Below are 14,993 nucleotides of genomic sequence, written 5' to 3' on the forward strand. Positions count from 1 at the left end.
GCCGAATTTTCACGACAGTGTCACGTAACGACGAGGTGGACATACGTGGTCGCGAACTCAGCCGAATGCGGCACGTCGCAGGGGACGACGGTCACCATGAACGTCTGGGGCAGCGGCTCCAGGCAGTCGCCCGGCCGTAACTCGGTGGCGTGGAGCCGTTGCGCGCCAGGAGGGTCGCTCTGCTGAGGCGGCGCCTGCGAGGCAGCCGCGGGTGCCGGCTCGGCGGGCGCGGACGACACCGGCGGGACAGGCTCACCCGCGCAGCCGGCGAGCGGGACGAGCAAGCAGAACACCACCAGGGATGTACGGAGCATGACACCCGAGGGTGGCACCTCTGGATCACCTCGGGGTCGCGGACCGGTCTCCAAGGGTGATGATCAGAACACGCGGTTTCCGCGCGCCCGCTCGGTCACAGGCGAGCCGGTCGGCGTCATGGGCGTGGGTGGTCGATCGCCGGGTCCGCGAACCGTACGTGGACATCGGGGAACGAGCCGTCGCCGAACAGGACGCGCGCCGCCAGAGCACGACCGGCACGACCGCGCAGCATGGTCACCGCCGCCTCCGCCGCGGCGGGAGATCGGATGCCGGCGAAAACGCGGCGCAGCAGCAGCCGGCCCCGGAACCGGGTCCGCAGCGCGCCCCCGTCGTACCGGCTCAAGATGCGCTGGTCGCCGGTACGCAGGTACCCGGCGGCGACCGCCGCGGCCAGTTCGGACATGCGTAGGCAGGGGTCCAACCCGCCGGCCGTCAGCGGCGACACCGCGCCTGCCGCGTCTCCGACGAGCAGTCCGGCGGGGCACGCCAACCGTCGCAGCACGCCGCCGACCGGGATCGGACCACCCCGACGCTCGACCGGACCGGCCGGCGCCGCGCGGCCGGGCGCGTCCGCGGCGAACGCGTCCAGCAGGTGGCGGATGCCGGTGCGCATCGCCTCCGGATATCCCGCGACGCCGACATGCGCATGCCGGCCGTCGTCGATGACCCACCCCAGGTACCCCGGAGCGATCCGGGGGTCCAGCACGCAGTGGAACGCCGGAGTGACTGCGCCCCACGCGACCGGGTGGACGAGCTCGGCACCGACCAGGAAGCGCCGGTTGACGTCGAGGCCGAGATCCCGGGCCACCCGGGAGCGGGCGCCGTCCGCGCCGACGATGAACCGGGCCGTCACCGGCTCCGCCCCGGCGAACCGCACCAGCCCCCTCGACGCGTCGACGTACCGTACGCCCAAGAGAACCCGTGCCCCTGACGACTCCGCCGCGCGGCGCGCGTGCTCATAGACGGCCGCCATGTCGGCCACGCGGTACTCGTCACGGTCACTGGTGAGCCGGATCGGCGCCCGCCGCGACGGCGGATACAGCAGCACGTCCCGGACGCCGGGCCCGAGCAGGTGGTCCGGCAGGTCGAAGTCGTCGAGGGTACGCCGTACGAAGATCCCCGTCGTACGGATGCCCGTCGACAGCGACCTGCGGCGGTCGACCACCAACACCTTCAGTCCCTGGCGCGCGAGCAGGTCGGCTGTACGCAGGCCGGCCAGGCCCGCACCCACGACCAGTACATCCACGGTCCGCATACCCTGCGACGGTAGGTGCGGTACCGCACCCATGCGAGCGTTTGCACGCTACCCGCCCAGTATCTCCACACCGTCGCCACACTCGGCCTTCCGCTGGGGAAGACCGTCACGGCGGCTGCATCCGTCCGGCGCGGCTAGGCGTGCGGCGGAGCGTCGTTCCTGGCCCGCGAACTGAAGGGTACCGGGATCACCTCCAACACCGTCGCCCCCGGCGCCATCCTGGTCGACGCCGTCCAGCGACTCGTCACCGACCTCGCGCCCGCCCGCGGCTGGGGCGAGACATGGGACGAGATCGAACGCAACGCGATCGAGGACCTGGCGCCCAACGACGTCGGCCGGTTCGGCCGGGCCGAGGAGATCGCCGCCGTCAGTGCACCTGGCCGGCTGCGGCTATGCGGCAAGCAGGCCGAGGAGATGGGCGGTGGCGGTGAGCAGGGCGGCCAGGGCGGTGATGACGGCCGCGATCGTCTTCGGGGCGACATCGGAGAGTCGCCGGATCGCGTAATAGGTGAGCCAGAGAACGGCGAGGATGGCGGCGGCGGCGCTCAGAAGGGGCAGCTGGGATGGCATGTGGTCCCCCTTTCGTATGAGGGGAGGAGTCCCCTTTGGCTGCTTCGAAAAGCTATATCGACCCTGCTCGCAGTCGTGTCGTATGGTGATTGCTCGACTACCGAGTGTCGATGTTGGCACTCTACTGCCCGAATGCGGAGACAGCCCTTCATCACGCCACGCAACATGCGAGAAATTCTCTAGAGTCGCCTTCGATTACTTAAGCGAGCGGTGGGTCCGCACCGGGCCGTGCACGCCCACCTTGAAATGACGGGCCGCTTCGCGGTGGGAGGCTCGGAAAACGTCAACGAGAAGGGACATGGCGATGGGCGACAGACACCCTGCCCTCGTACGGCTGGACGTGCTCGTGGGTCGCTGGACGGTGCGACCGAAGGTTCCCGGCGTCGGCAGCGCGTGGACGGAGTTCGCCTGGCAGGACGACGGCGCGTTCCTTCGGCAGGTCTCCGATATCGATGCGATGCCGGCCACTGCGCCGCAGGGGTGGCAGGAGAACGCGCCGTTCCCCACCGTGGCTCTGATCGGGCTGGACGACGCCGCCGAGGAGTTCACGGTGCTGTACGCCGACGCCCGCGGAGTGCATCGGGCATACCGCATGACCTTCGCGGATGGCGAGTGGAGGATGTGGCGGGACGCACCCGGGTTCAACCAGCGCTTCACCGGCACGCTGAGCCCGGACGGCGACACCGTGGAAAGTCGATGGGAGATGTCGGGGGACGGCGTGACCTGGAACCTCGACTTCGAGCTCACATACTCCCGCGTCCAGGACTCCTAGCGGGGCGAGCAGGTCACGTCACGCGCCACGATCGCCGGGCCGGGAGCCGTCCTCCAGCGCCTCGACCGCGTCGCGCAGACCCCGCAGGCCGATCTCCTCGCGCTCGACGTCCGTCGGATCGAACAGCCACTCGGTGACCGGAAGTTCGGCGACCTCTTCCGGGTGACTCGCCTCGGCCACGGTCAGTTCGACCTCGACCTCGGTCCTGAGCTCGTACAGGAATTCGTTCTCAACGTTGGGAGAGCTCATCTTTCCTCCATGCGTTACTCGGTGAATGTCCGGCACTCCGGCTGACCGCGTGGATCAGCCGCACAGCGATCTGGCCGGAGGCGAACAGGCGGGTGAAGCACTCACCCCGGTGAGCGGCCGGCCAGGCCGGAGCGGGATGTCGTCGCGGTTGTTGCCGTCCTGGACGACCCGCTCCGGCTCGCCTTCACCTTTCGTGCCCTGAGAGCGATGGAGCCCGGGACGGGGAGCCGCTACTTTCCGGCGGCGTCCTGGCTCTGCCAGTCGCGGTAGCGGATCTTGCCGAGGGTCGCGCCGTTCTCCGGCACCAGCGACCGCTCGAGCACCTCGGCTCCGAAGTAGGTCGCGTGCGGGTCGGTGACCACCTCTCGCGGGTCGCCCCAGGAGGCCAGCGCGTCGCGGAAGAACTCGTCCATCCTGGACTGCTCGGGCCCTGCCACCTCGACTCTGCCGTTCAACGGCGTCCCTACCGCGACCCGGCCGACCGCCTGTGCGACGTCGTCGCCGGCCATGGGCTGGAAGAGCACGGGCGCCATCCGCACCTTGTCGCCGTCCGTGGCGTCGTCGGCGATTCTCCGGACGAACTCGAAGAACTGGGTGGCGTGCACGAGCGAGAACGGGATCGACGATTCCTCGATCAGCTTCTCCTGGGCGATCTTCGCCCGGAAGTAGGCGTTCCCGGGCGGCCGCTCCGTTCCCACCACCGACAGCGCGACGTGGTGGCCGACGCCGGCCGCAGCCTCCGCGGCGAGCAGGTTGCGGGTGGAGGTCTCGAAGAACTCCATCACGGCGGCCTCCTCGAAGGAGGGGGAGTTCGACACGTCGATCACCACTTGCGCGCCTTCCATCACCTCGGCCAGCCCCTCGCCGGTGAGGGTGTTGACGCCGGTGTTCGGCGACGCCGCCACCGCCTCGTGACCGTGCTCACCGAGCTTCGTCACGAGCTTCGAGCCGATCAGGCCAGTTCCGCCGATTACTACGATCTTCATGACAAACCCTTTCCGTCCGCCGTGGCACCCATGTGCCAACGGGTCGCCAGCTAAGACCGGGCAGCCCCCGGGCTTGTGACAGCTGCCGCGAAATTTCTTTTCAGGCCGCGGACGAAGCCGTCGACAACGATCACGATTCCTTCTCTGAACGTACCCACTGGCCTGTGGCAATAATGAATCGCCTGCAGGCAGTCGACTTCACCGGCGCGCAGATCCGCGGCGCGCTGTTCGACCGGAGCCGCCTGAGCGGCGTCGAGCTGGTCGACGTCGAGATCAGCGGCGAGCTGCGGAACGTCGTCGTGAACGGCGTCGACATCGCACCGCTCGTCGAGGCCGAACTGAACCGTCGCATGCCCGAGCGGGCCAGGATGCGCCCCGCGACGCCGACGGGTTCCGTGAGGCGTGGGCGATCCTGGAGCGTCTGTGGGAGGGCACCATCGCGCGTGCGAGGACATTCCCCGAAACGGCACTCCACCGCAACGTCGACGACGAGTGGTCCTTCATCCAGACCCTGCGGCACCTCAACTTCGCCTGCGCCGCCTGGGTGGGCCGGATGATCCTCGGGAACAGCTCGCCGTGGCACCCGACGGACCTGCCGTGGGCTGATGGTCCGCGACGTCATGGACTCACTCACCGACGAGCAACTCGCCTCCGAGGTGACGCAGACCGAACCCGGCTGGCCCCAGCTGGAGAGCTTCCCCTTCAGGGAATGTCTCCGCATCGTCCTCAACGAGGAATGGGAGCACCGGCTCTATGCCGAACGCGACCTGACCTCACTGGAAAAGGAGCCGCACCGGCATGAGACTCGCGAGCGAGTGGCAGCCGGGAACGCATCGGCCTTGCTGCCGGCCTGTCATCTTTCCGGATGGGACAGGGCGGCCAGCTCGGTCCGCGAGGTGACGCCCAACTTGGGGAAGGCCTTGTAGAGGTGCTGGCCCACGGTCCGCGGGCTGAGGAAGAGCCGCGCGGCGATCTGCCTGTTGGTCAGCCCCTGCGCGGCCAACTGCACGATCTGGCCCTCCTGCGGGGTGAGGGCGGCCAGCGGGTTGCGCTCGCCGGAGCGCGGGGTGGCCCATCCGGCGGCGTCGAGTTCGGCTCTGGCCCGCGCCGACCACGGGTGGGCACCGAGGCGGTCGAAGGTCTGCCACGCCGAGGTGAGTGGCGGGCGGGCGTCGACGCGGCGGCGGGCGCGGCGCAGCCATTCGCCATAGAGCAGCTGGGTGCGCGCCTGCTCGAAGGGGCTCGTGTGCAGTGCGAGCGCGGCGGTGAAGTGTCTGTCGGCCGGCTCGATGAGGGCGCGGCAGCGGTGGGCGAGCGCGTGGGCCCACAGCTGGTCCAGGATGGCGGCCCATTCGATGAACCTGGCCAGCGGCTCGGTGGCCCGGCTCGGCGTGCCGCAGCGCACGGCCGCCTCCACCAGGTCGGGGACGACGCGCATGGCGGAGATCTGGTTGCGGGCCCTGCCGTACAGGAGGTCTTCGAAGGCGAGCACCGCCGACTCGGCGCGGCCGAGCCCGAGATCCAGCAGCGCCCGCGCGTCGCCGAAGCCCTGGCAGGCGCCCTCGTCGCCCTCGATCGCGCCCAGGTGGGCCAGGAGCGCGCCGGCCTGCGTCGCCCACTGGGGCTGGGCGGTGTCGCGCGCGATCCGCACCGCCTCTCCGGCGTGGGCGCGGACATCGGCGTGCCAGCCGAGCGCGAGCTGAATGCTCGCGAGATACGTCAGCGCCTGTGGCAGCAGGCCCACCCGGCTCTCCACGCGGACCGCGGCGGCGGCCCTGGTGGCCAGGTCGTGGGTGTGGCGGTCGGGCTCGGCCAGGCCCAGCGCGCCGACCAGGAGGAGGCCGCGCCGGTCGAGCCCGGCCAGCTCGCGGGCGGCGGCCACGACCTCGGGCAGCGGCGGCAGCCCTTCGGGGGGCCGTCGTAACGCGAGCGCGGCGAACCACCGGCACAGCAGATAGACGGGTGTCGCCGGGTCGCCTTCCCGCAGCCGCAGGCCGGCGAGCTGCCGCGCGGTCCGCGCGGCCATGTCCCGGTCGCCGTCGAGCCAGATGAGCGAGGAGGCGTCGAGCAGCAGCCAGGCCGCAGCCTGCGGATCCTCCTCCGCGATGTGGTCCACTCCCATGGACAGCAGCGCGTGGGCGCTCGGCAGCAGCCCCATCCCGTAGTCCGAGCAGGCCCGCACGCGGATGAGCCGGGAAGTCAGCGTCGGGTCGGTGTTCGGGCCGCCGGCGTGCTCGGCGATGGCACGCGCGTGATCGAAGCACCCGCCGTACTCGGCCGCCTCGGCGGCCAGCGTGAGCCGCCTGGCGCGGTCCTCCGGCTCGACGCTGAGTTCGGCGGCCCGCTGGTAGGCGACCGCGGCGGCCGCTCCGCCGCCGCGCTCGGCCGCGCGCCGCGCCGAGCTCTCCAGCTCGTCGGCGAGCTTCTCGTCGGGTGCGGTCGCGGCGGCCGCCTGGTGCCAGGCCCGCCGGTCAGCGTCACGCGGATCGTGCAGGGCCCTGGCCAGGGCGGCGTGTACGGCCAGCCGTACCTCTTTCCCGGCGGCTCCTTGAACGGCTGCCCGCACGAGCGGATGGCGGAAGTCGAGGCGTTGACCCTCGACGGCGACCAGCCCGCTCTCCCTGATCGTCTCCAGGTCGTCGGCCGAGGCGCCCAGCTCGCGCCCGGCGGCCAGCACGGTGTCGAGCTCACCGGTGCCGTCGATCGCGGCGACGGTCAGCAGCGTCCTGGCGGAGGTGGGCAGCGCGTTGGCCCGATGCTCGAAGGCCTCCTGCAGCCGCCCGGTCAGCGGGTGCAGGCCGAGGGACTTGGGCAGCTCGATGAGGGCCAGCGGGTTGCCGTCGGCTTCGGCGAGCACACGGTGGCGCAGCCCGACCGGCAGCTCGCCCGCGGTGGCGTCGAGCAGCTTGGCGGCGTCGGCGGGCAGCAGGCCGCCGAGCCGGTACTCGGGCAGTCCCGGCGCGGGGAAGCCCGGGTCGCGGGCGGCGAAGAGGAGGGCGACACCGTCAGCGTCCAGCCGCCTGGCGGCGATGAGCAGCGCGTCGGCGGAGGCGTGGTCGAGCCAGTGGGCGTCGTCGACCAGGCAGAGCAGGCAGCCCTCCTCGGCCAGCTCCGACAGCAGGGACAGCACGCCGAGGCCGACGAGGAAGCGGTCTCCCGCGGCAGGCCCGAGACCGAAGGCACCGCGCAGCGCGTCCGCCTGCGGCTGCGGCAGGTGCGACAGCCGGTCGAGGACGGGGTGCAGCAGCAGGTGCAGGCCGGCAAAGGGCAGCTCCGCCTCCGACTCCACCCCGGCGCCGCGCAGCACGCGCATCCCGTCCGCGGCCGAAGCGGCGTAGTCGAGGAGCGAGGACTTGCCGATGCCGGGATCGCCGCGCAGCACCAGCACGCTACTGGCGCCCTCGCGGGCCTCGGCCAGCAGCTGGTGCACGGTGGCCTGCTCGCCGTCGCGCCCCCACAGCACAGGTCGCAGGCTATTACCTATGAGATGACTCATGCGCCCTCTCCCAACAACGCCCTAGTTTCGCACGCATGACACCTTTCCAGATAGAGATCCCACAGGAAGCCCTGGATGACCTGCGCGAACGCCTGCTCCGCACCCGCTGGTCGACCGAGCTGCCCGGCGCCGGATGGGAGCGCGGCGTGCCGGTCGACTACCTCAGGGGGCTGGCCGACTACTGGGCCAACGACTTTGACTGGCGCAAGGCGGAGGCCGAGCTCAACCAGTGGCCGCAGTACAGGACCGAGATCGACGGCCAGACCCTGCACTTCCGGCACATCCGCGCCGAACGTGAGGACGCGCTGCCGCTGCTGCTCATGCACGACAACCCGGGCGGCGTCATCGGCCTGCTGGACGTGCTCACGCCCCTGTCCCGCCACTTCCACGTCGTGGCCCCGACCATGCCCGGCTTCGGCTTCTCCACGCCGCTGGCCAGTGTCGGCTGGACCGTCCCACGCACCGCCGCGCTGTTCGACGGGCTGATGTCCCGCCTCGGATACGAGCGGTACGGCGCGCACGGTGGCGGCGGCGGCGCCAACCTGTCCATGGAGCTCGGCCGCCAGGTTCCCCAGCGCCTCGCCGGCATCCACGTCAACGCCTACGTCACGATCCCATCCGGTGAGCTGCCCGAGCTGGACAAGGACGAGCAGCGGCGGCTGGGCCTCATGCAGAGGTTCATGCAGGACGGAATGGGCTTCAACATCATCATGACCACCCGCCCCCAGACCATCTCGCACGGCCTGCACGACTCCCCCGTAGGCCAGGCCGCCTGGATTGTGGAGAAGTTCAAGGAATGGACGGACGGCGACGCCGAGCTGCCCGAGGACGCCTTCTCCCTCGACCGCATCCTGACCGAGGTCAGCGCCCAGTGGTTCACCGGCACCCAGGGCTCGATCTCGCAGAGCTACCGCGACGTCTCCGAGGACCCGAAGGCGTGGGGGCCGAAGCCCAAGGTCACGGTCCCGGCCGCCTTCGCGGTGGCGGCCGGTGACGTGACGGTGCGCAGCTTGGCCGAGCAGGAGGCGAACGTCGCCCGCTGGACGGAGTTCGACCGTGGCGGGGCCTACCTGGCGCTGGAACAGCCCGAACTACTCATCTCCGACGTGCGCGAGTTCTTCGGCGGCCTTCGCTGAACAAGGACCTGCGCTGGACCGAGTTCGGCCGCGGCGGCGCCTCCCTCGCCCTCGGACTGCTTGACCTCCTCGTCGAAGACGTCCGCGCGTTCTTCCGCTGATCCGCACCATTTCTGGGAGAACTCTCCATGGCCGTGCCCCCCGGCTCATCCTCGGCCCCGCCCGGCACCGGTCAGACTCCTGTCCCCCGGAAGTGGCTCGGATTGGCCGCTGTGCTGGCCGCCATGATCATGAACTTGCTCGACTCGACCGTGATCAGCGTGGCCGCACCCGCGATCCGCGCCGACCTGGCCGGCACGTACGCCGAGCTGCAGTGGAGCGCCGCCGCCTACACCTTGGCCATGGCGGTCGGCCTGCTGACCGGAGGGCGGCTGGGCGACATGTTCGGTCGCCGACGCATGGCGCTGATCGGGGTGGCGGGATTCGCCGCCGCCTCGCTCGCCTGCGCGCTGGCGTGGTCGCCGCAAGTCCTGATCGCCGCCCGCATCGTGCAGGGACTGTTCGCCGCGGTGATGATCCCGCAGAGCTTCGGGCTGATCCGCGACCTGTTCCCACCCCAGCAGGCCGGCCAGGCGTTCGCCGCACTCGGCCCGGTGATCGGGTTGTCCACGATCCTCGGGCCGGTCGTCGCCGGCCTGCTCATCGACGCAGACCTGTTCGGGACGGGTTGGCGCATGATTTTCGGCATCAACCTGCCCTTGGCCGCCTTCGCCCTGATCGCGGGTGGGCGGGCGCTGCCGACCCGCCCGGCCACGGCCCGCCGGTCACGTCTGGACCTGCCCGGCGTGGTGCTTGGTGGCGCCGCGATGTTCATGCTCGTCTTCCCGCTGATGCAGGGCCGCGAACTGGGCTGGCCGACCTGGTCCGTGGCCATGCTGGCGGGCGCGACACCAGTGCTCGCGATCTTCGCCTGGTACCAGATCCGACGTACGCACGCCGGCCACACCCCGCTGGTCGATCTGGCGGTGTTCGCCAAGCGGTCCTACACCTCCGGCGTCGTCTTCGTCATCGTGTTCTTCGGCGCGATCGCCGGCATCACCCTGGCCATCGGTCTGTTCCTGCAACTCGGCCTGGGCTTCACCCCGCTCGGCGCCAGCCTGGCCATGTCCTCGTGGGCCATCGGGTCCTTCGCCGGCTCCCTTGTGGGCAGCACCCTCACGCCCAGGCTCGGCCGCCGGATCCTGCACGTGGGGCTCGTCGTGATGGCCGCCGGCCTGGCCGGGGTTCTCGTGGCGCTCTCGCTCGCCGGGATCGGCTTGGGTGGCTGGGATCTGGCCGTGCCGCTGCTGGCCTTCGGCGCCGGCATGGGCATGATCTTCGCCCTGCTGTTCGAGATCATCCTGGGCGACATCGACGACCATCAGGTGGGATCCGCCTCCGGAATCCTGGAGTCCCTTCAGCAACTCGGCGCTTCCCTCGGTGTCGCGATCATCGCCACGACCTTCTTCGGCGTGATCGGCGCGGCGGCCCTGCACAACTTCGACACCGCCGCCGCACCGCGCCTCCGCGCCGAACTGACGACCGCAGGCGTCCCCGCCACCACACGGGAGCAGATCGTCACCAGTCTGCGCACCTGCGTGCACGACACCGAGAACGCCACAACTCCCGACGCCGTCCCCGCGAGTTGCCGCACCGCCGACCGCCCAGCCACCCCCGCGATCACCAAGGCGATCGCAGCGGCCGCGGTCGACACCCACAAACGCGACTCCCTGGCCGCCGCCCGCACCGCCACCCAGCTCGCTCTCGCCCTCACCGCCCTGGCCTTCGCGATCGGCTTCTTCCTCCCGGCAAGGCCTCGCCGGCATTCCGTACCCACGACGACGACAGGAGCGAGTCATGGGAAATAACCTCTGGCGCGTCCCTTCCGGATCGAGATCCCGCAGGCGGGCCCCGCCATGAGCTGCACGATCGGCCGGCTCAGCCGAAACTCAGTGAGATGCGCTGAGTATGGCGTGGGCCGCGCGGACCAACTCGGCGTTGGTCGTTGCCGGCGTTCCGTCGGGCAGCTCCAGCACGTCCTCCAGTCCGATGCGCGCGTCGAGCCCGAGCTCGGCCGCCAAGCCGAATACGGGCCACGCCGCTCCATCCTCGGCGTGCAGCAGGATCGGCGCCCGCAGCGCGTCACCGAGTTCACCCAGCAGCAGACGCGCGGCAGCCAATGCCGTGCGCGGAGCGGTGTCGGTCACCTCCGCGAGCACCCGCAGCACGCAGTCCACGAGCGGCGAGGCCAGGAACCTGCTCGCCGCCCGCGTCCCCGAGAAGATGCCGGCCTCGATTCCCACACCACGCTCCAGCAAAGCCTCGGCCACAGCCTCCGCCCCCTCCTCGTGCCAGTTGACCGAGGCGTGGTCGGGCAGTACGGGCCAGGAACGAATGAGCTTGACGCGCCGGCGGGGATCCGGCATCGCCCACGCGCCCGTGGTGACCCCGACCGGTACGCCGGGAACGGCCTCGCGTACTGCGGTGACCGCGGCGGCCACACAGTCCGGATCCAGGGTGTCGGCACCCTCGGGGGTCTTCGGGTGGAGGTGGACGTCTGTCGCACCCGCCGCGACGGCCTCCCTGACCGCCGCGGCCAGTTCGGCTGGCGAGATCGGCACGCTTGGACACGCACTCTGGTCGCGGGCGCCGTTGGGACAAACTTGCAACATGGAGGCATGATGCCAGGCGGGTCGCCTTTATCGCTGCTGGCGAGGCCGGCGCCGCTGAACTGGTGAAGGGGACGGCGGACGAGCAAGGCCCGCCAAATCGTTCGCATCAGCCACCGGACCACAGATAGCTTGTCCGCTGTGCGGGACGAGGTCTACCACTACAACGAGAAACGCTGGGAAGCCCTTGTGGGGGCGGACGCGTTGTTCACCCGTCCCATGCTCGACCTGGACGCCGAGAAGGCTCGGGCTTATCTGGGCCTCGACAGGCTGGGCATCCCCGGCGACCTGGCGGGCCGAAAGGTGCTCTGCCTGGCGGGAGGAGGCGGGCAGCAGTCCGCGGCCTTCGCTCTGCTCGGAGCCGACGTGACGGTTCTCGACATCTCCTCCGGGCAGCTGGAGCGGGACCGCTTGGCCGCTGAGCACTACGGCGTCGGCGTCCGCACCATCCAAGGAGACATGCGGGACCTGTCGGCCCTCGACGACTCCTCGTTCGATCTGGTCTGGCATCCATACTCGCTGACCTTCGTCCCGGACTCCCGGATCGTTTTCCGCGAGGTCGCGCGAGTCGTCGAACGAGGCGGCTACTACTACCTGATGTGCGCCAACCCGTTCTTCTCCGGGCTCACCCACGACTCGTGGAACGGGGAGGGCTACACGCTGAAGCAGCCCTACACCGACGAGGCCGCGACCAGCTATCCCGACCAGGACTGGGTCTACGACCGGGAGTCGGCCGGCCACCGCATCCGCGAACCCAGGGAATACAGGCAGACACTCAGCCGGATCGTCAACAGCCTGATTCAGGAAGGCTTCCTGCTGAAGCTCCTATCTGAAGTCCGAAGCGACTACCCCGGTGCGGAACCGGGCAGTTGGGGACACTTCACGGCGGTGGCCCCGCCGTGGCTGGAATTCGTCTGGCAGTACCACCCGTCATCCTCGGAAAGGTGAGGGCGCCCAGGGGCACGGGTGACCGCGCACCACTCGACCGGAGATCAAGCGACCACCGCCGCAACGCTGCGATCAGGACCCGGGCGCAGGCACCTGATCCGCTCGACGTCCAGCGCCGACAGATCCAAAGGCCCTTAGCATCCGAGCTCGTAAGCCTTGATCGCCACTCACAGCAATATGCCAAGCGAACTAGCCTTGTTCTGCCGGGAGCGCAATATACGCCGAGACAAAGACAACGATCCAGCGTTACCGCCCACAGGTGAATCCCATCTGGCACTCTCACAAGGACGAGGAAACGTCGTCCTGAGAACAATGCGAAGCCGCGGCACTGATGGTGGCGGTAGCAGTTAGTCCGAGCACTGTCTTTATTCCTGCCTCACTCAGGGCCAAGCCAGGCCGCAGATCATCTCCAACACACCCGGGTCGGGCCAGCCGACGAGGTCGAGTACGCCGATGACGGTGAAACCGCCGTACCCCAGCACCCCCGCGCCCCGCGTGTACTGCCGGTCGCCTCCCAGCACCCGCATGAACAGCAGCACGACCACCCACATCACCGCAGAGTCGATCACCGTCGCAGTTGCCCAGGTCAACGACGCGGTGACGTGGAGCAGCCACGTCGTAGCCGTCGCGACGTAGAGCGCCAAGCGCAACCGCCGCGTGCTCCGGTCCTGCTGGGGCGGCGGCCCCGCCGGCGGCCCGCGCAGGATCTGCCAGATCCCCCATGTCCAGGACAGCCCGGCCAGGACCAGGAGGAGCAGATTCTGCCCTGTCGCCGCAACGCCTTCGGTCACGGTCGCGAACAGCGTCAGCCACCACAACGGGCCGAGGTCGCCAGAGATCAGGGCGACGAGGGCGGCGACCGTCAGCGCGGCGCCGTACAGACCGGTCACGAGCAGGGCGGGAAGGACTGAACGGTGACGACGTAACACGGGACGCTTCCTGGGGTTCGGAGGGGACGGGAGCGAACGCCTCACCCTACAATCGATCATGAGGAGTGACGCCAGGCGGAGGGCGCGCGTCCGCGGGCGCGTCCGATACTGGCGTAGTGCTTCCGGTCCGCGTGGCGATCAGGTCATCATGGCCTTCCGTTAAGTTCATGAACATGAGCACTCCCACACCTGGCTTGGCGGCCTGCCTGACTCAAGGGGGCCGACCGGCCTTTGTCGTGAACGTTGAGGTCTTCTTGGAGCGGGATGGCCGCTGGCTGCTCATCCAGCGCGGTAGCGGGGAAACTCATGCTGCTGGTGTGCTCGCCGGCGTCGGCGGAAAGGTCGAGACCGACGGTGCTGGAGTCGACGTCCTGGAGGAGACTGCGCGCCGGGAGGTGGCAGAGGAGATCGGCGTCGACATGACCGGAGTCGAACTCGCCTACGTGGAGAGCGGGTTCTTCGTGACCGACGATGGCGACCCGGTGATCAATGTGGTGTTCCGGGGGCGGATGCCTGCTCACGCCGAGCCCGTGGCCGCCTTGCCGCACGAGGTGGCCGGGTTCGCCTGGTTCACGGCCGCTGAGGCCGAGACAGACGCTAACTGTCCGCCCTGGATCGCACGCAGTCTGCGGCGTGCGGCGCACTGAAAGTTTCCCCAGCCTGTCGAGCCCGCAGGTCGCTGCCCCTTCAGCGTTCGCGGCTCGCTGGCAGGTCCTGCTTCGTACCCGGTACCTGGCGACAGGCCGGGCCGCCCGGGAAGGCGCAGGATGCCCCGCTAGCCTGGGCCTGGGGGCATGTGTGGGAGAAGCCATGCTTTGGCGAGGAACTTCGGCGGGGTTGCGGTCGTCATGTCCAACATGAGGGATGAGGCGCAGAACGATCGGTTCCGGCATCTGCCGGAGCGGCCAGACCCGGCAACGTGGCGGTCCGGTGTGGATGAGGGGCCGTTGCCGCAGGTAATTGCCGAGCCAGCGGAGGTGGGGGACACCGGCCTGCGCTGGGTGGCGCCCGAGCTCGAAGCGGCACGGCAGATCAGCGACGCGATTGTACGGCGTCGCGGTTCTCGGGACTGAACGGAACATGTGGACAGCTCCCCCGCAGAGTCCAACCCTGCTCGTCGGCAGCCTCGATGGGTGTAGCTCGTCCTCAGTGAGTGTCTGAACTGGTCTTTTGTGGTCGTGACTGTTTGTCGGGGGACCGCATTCTACCCAATCCAGGTTGAGTGGCTGGTCGTCGCGTGCGGTTCCCGTGATAATCGGGCATACCACAGGTCGATCAAGAGGGCTCGCGATGGCGCCGGGTTTGCGATGGGTCGTCGCATCCACCACGGTGGCGGTACTGATGATCACACAGGCGCGACCGACGCTGGGCGCTGCAGACACGGCCACCACGAAGAAAGTCTTCGCCCGCTACGTGGTGGATAGCTCCCCGATAGGAACGCACCCCGATGAAGGCCCCGTCGGCCCCTGGCGGCTGCGACTGCGAGGCGGCCAGCTGATTCGCCTGACAGACGCGATGTTCTCCGCCCCACCCTCTTGGCCCATCCTCACGCCGCATGGAAGCCAGGTGGCCTACTACCGTAAGCCCGAGCCGTCCGAACTCCACGCCTACGTGGTGATCAGCCTCACCCCAGGCGTCCGAACCGAGGAGGCTCGGGCGCTGCGCTGGGATCACGTTGTGACGTGGGTT

15 protein-coding genes are annotated in these 14,993 nt (G+C 69.7%); 7 read left to right on the forward strand and 8 right to left on the reverse strand.

What is annotated here, in order from left to right; all coding sequences use genetic code 11:
- Positions 1 to 20 precede the first annotated feature (20 nt).
- The 3 genes from V5E28_RS45040 to V5E28_RS45050 form a co-directional block, all read right to left on the reverse strand.
- The gene (locus tag V5E28_RS45040) at positions 21 to 314 is read right to left on the reverse strand and encodes a hypothetical protein (RefSeq protein WP_336216356.1); all 294 of its coding nucleotides are present in this window, start codon (positions 312 to 314) and stop codon (positions 21 to 23) included.
- A gap of 116 nt (positions 315 to 430) precedes the next feature.
- Positions 431 to 1,570: an NAD(P)/FAD-dependent oxidoreductase gene (locus V5E28_RS45045; protein ID WP_336216357.1), complete on the reverse strand. Its 1,140-nt coding sequence runs from the start codon at positions 1,568 to 1,570 to the stop codon at positions 431 to 433.
- A 390-nt stretch (positions 1,571 to 1,960) separates the two neighbouring features.
- Positions 1,961 to 2,140, reverse strand: a complete 180-nt coding sequence (locus V5E28_RS45050) for a hypothetical protein (protein WP_336216359.1) — start codon at positions 2,138 to 2,140, stop codon at positions 1,961 to 1,963.
- A 304-nt stretch (positions 2,141 to 2,444) separates the two neighbouring features.
- Between V5E28_RS45050 and V5E28_RS45055 the strand changes: the two genes are divergently transcribed.
- Positions 2,445 to 2,912: a hypothetical protein gene (locus tag V5E28_RS45055; RefSeq protein ID WP_336216360.1), complete on the forward strand. Its 468-nt coding sequence runs from the start codon at positions 2,445 to 2,447 to the stop codon at positions 2,910 to 2,912.
- 18 nt (positions 2,913 to 2,930) lie between these two features.
- On the opposite strand, the gene V5E28_RS45060 is transcribed toward V5E28_RS45055, so the two are convergent.
- Both V5E28_RS45060 and V5E28_RS45065 read right to left on the reverse strand, forming a co-directional pair.
- The gene (locus V5E28_RS45060) at positions 2,931 to 3,161 is read right to left on the reverse strand and encodes a hypothetical protein (protein WP_336216361.1); all 231 of its coding nucleotides are present in this window, start codon (positions 3,159 to 3,161) and stop codon (positions 2,931 to 2,933) included.
- Positions 3,162 to 3,391: 230 nt separating this feature from the next.
- Positions 3,392 to 4,147 (reverse strand): SDR family oxidoreductase, encoded by a 756-nt coding sequence (locus V5E28_RS45065; RefSeq protein ID WP_336216363.1) that lies wholly within the window; start codon positions 4,145 to 4,147, stop codon positions 3,392 to 3,394.
- Between the two features lie 436 nt (positions 4,148 to 4,583).
- Here V5E28_RS45065 and V5E28_RS49885 point away from each other — a divergent pair, with 436 nt between their 5' ends.
- Complete coding sequence (locus V5E28_RS49885; protein WP_442945981.1) at positions 4,584 to 4,949, forward strand: DinB family protein; 366 nt, start codon at positions 4,584 to 4,586, stop codon at positions 4,947 to 4,949.
- 51 nt (positions 4,950 to 5,000) lie between these two features.
- On the opposite strand, the gene V5E28_RS45070 is transcribed toward V5E28_RS49885, so the two are convergent.
- On the reverse strand, positions 5,001 to 7,643 hold the full coding sequence (locus V5E28_RS45070; protein ID WP_336216364.1) for a helix-turn-helix transcriptional regulator: 2,643 nt from the start codon (positions 7,641 to 7,643) through the stop codon (positions 5,001 to 5,003).
- A 35-nt stretch (positions 7,644 to 7,678) separates the two neighbouring features.
- Here V5E28_RS45070 and V5E28_RS45075 point away from each other — a divergent pair, with 35 nt between their 5' ends.
- Entirely contained in the window at positions 7,679 to 8,779 is a 1,101-nt protein-coding gene (locus V5E28_RS45075) for an epoxide hydrolase family protein (RefSeq protein WP_336216365.1), read from the forward strand.
- 224 nt (positions 8,780 to 9,003) lie between these two features.
- The gene (locus V5E28_RS45080) at positions 9,004 to 10,626 is read left to right on the forward strand and encodes an MFS transporter (RefSeq protein ID WP_336216366.1); all 1,623 of its coding nucleotides are present in this window, start codon (positions 9,004 to 9,006) and stop codon (positions 10,624 to 10,626) included.
- Between the two features lie 81 nt (positions 10,627 to 10,707).
- Here V5E28_RS45080 and V5E28_RS45085 read toward each other — a convergent pair whose 3' ends face one another.
- A complete protein-coding gene (locus tag V5E28_RS45085) occupies positions 10,708 to 11,430 on the reverse strand; it encodes a 3-keto-5-aminohexanoate cleavage protein (RefSeq protein WP_336216367.1) in 723 nt (240 codons plus the stop codon).
- A gap of 138 nt (positions 11,431 to 11,568) precedes the next feature.
- Between V5E28_RS45085 and V5E28_RS45090 the strand changes: the two genes are divergently transcribed.
- Positions 11,569 to 12,375: a class I SAM-dependent methyltransferase gene (locus tag V5E28_RS45090; RefSeq protein ID WP_336216369.1), complete on the forward strand. Its 807-nt coding sequence runs from the start codon at positions 11,569 to 11,571 to the stop codon at positions 12,373 to 12,375.
- 380 nt (positions 12,376 to 12,755) lie between these two features.
- On the opposite strand, the gene V5E28_RS45095 is transcribed toward V5E28_RS45090, so the two are convergent.
- Entirely contained in the window at positions 12,756 to 13,304 is a 549-nt protein-coding gene (locus V5E28_RS45095; RefSeq protein ID WP_336216370.1) for a hypothetical protein, read from the reverse strand.
- Positions 13,305 to 13,477: 173 nt separating this feature from the next.
- Between V5E28_RS45095 and V5E28_RS45100 the strand changes: the two genes are divergently transcribed.
- Entirely contained in the window at positions 13,478 to 13,951 is a 474-nt protein-coding gene (locus V5E28_RS45100) for an NUDIX domain-containing protein (RefSeq protein WP_336216372.1), read from the forward strand.
- Positions 13,952 to 14,119: 168 nt separating this feature from the next.
- Positions 14,120 to 14,377, forward strand: a complete 258-nt coding sequence (locus tag V5E28_RS45105) for a hypothetical protein (protein ID WP_336216374.1) — start codon at positions 14,120 to 14,122, stop codon at positions 14,375 to 14,377.
- The last annotated feature ends 616 nt before the right edge of the window (positions 14,378 to 14,993 follow it).

Origin of the sequence: Nonomuraea sp. LPB2021202275-12-8 (assembly GCF_037044575.1) — a bacterium.
Classification (GTDB): domain Bacteria; phylum Actinomycetota; class Actinomycetes; order Streptosporangiales; family Streptosporangiaceae; genus Nonomuraea.

Bases quoted from the DNA above. Each gene is read 5' to 3' on its own strand.
- V5E28_RS45040 (WP_336216356.1), bottom strand. From the start codon at position 314: ATGCTCCGTACATCCCTGGTGGTGTTCTGCTTGCTCGTCCCGCTCGCC.
- V5E28_RS45045 (WP_336216357.1), bottom strand. From the start codon at position 1,570: ATGCGGACCGTGGATGTACTGGTCGTGGGTGCGGGCCTGGCCGGCCTG.
- V5E28_RS45050 (WP_336216359.1), bottom strand. From the start codon at position 2,140: ATGCCATCCCAGCTGCCCCTTCTGAGCGCCGCCGCCGCCATCCTCGCC.
- V5E28_RS45055 (WP_336216360.1), top strand. From the start codon at position 2,445: ATGGGCGACAGACACCCTGCCCTCGTACGGCTGGACGTGCTCGTGGGT.
- V5E28_RS45060 (WP_336216361.1), bottom strand. From the start codon at position 3,161: ATGAGCTCTCCCAACGTTGAGAACGAATTCCTGTACGAGCTCAGGACC.
- V5E28_RS45065 (WP_336216363.1), bottom strand. From the start codon at position 4,147: ATGAAGATCGTAGTAATCGGCGGAACTGGCCTGATCGGCTCGAAGCTC.
- V5E28_RS45070 (WP_336216364.1), bottom strand. From the start codon at position 7,643: ATGAGTCATCTCATAGGTAATAGCCTGCGACCTGTGCTGTGGGGGCGC.
- V5E28_RS45075 (WP_336216365.1), top strand. From the start codon at position 7,679: ATGACACCTTTCCAGATAGAGATCCCACAGGAAGCCCTGGATGACCTG.
- V5E28_RS45080 (WP_336216366.1), top strand. From the start codon at position 9,004: ATGATCATGAACTTGCTCGACTCGACCGTGATCAGCGTGGCCGCACCC.
- V5E28_RS45085 (WP_336216367.1), bottom strand. From the start codon at position 11,430: ATGTTGCAAGTTTGTCCCAACGGCGCCCGCGACCAGAGTGCGTGTCCA.
- V5E28_RS45100 (WP_336216372.1), top strand. From the start codon at position 13,478: ATGAGCACTCCCACACCTGGCTTGGCGGCCTGCCTGACTCAAGGGGGC.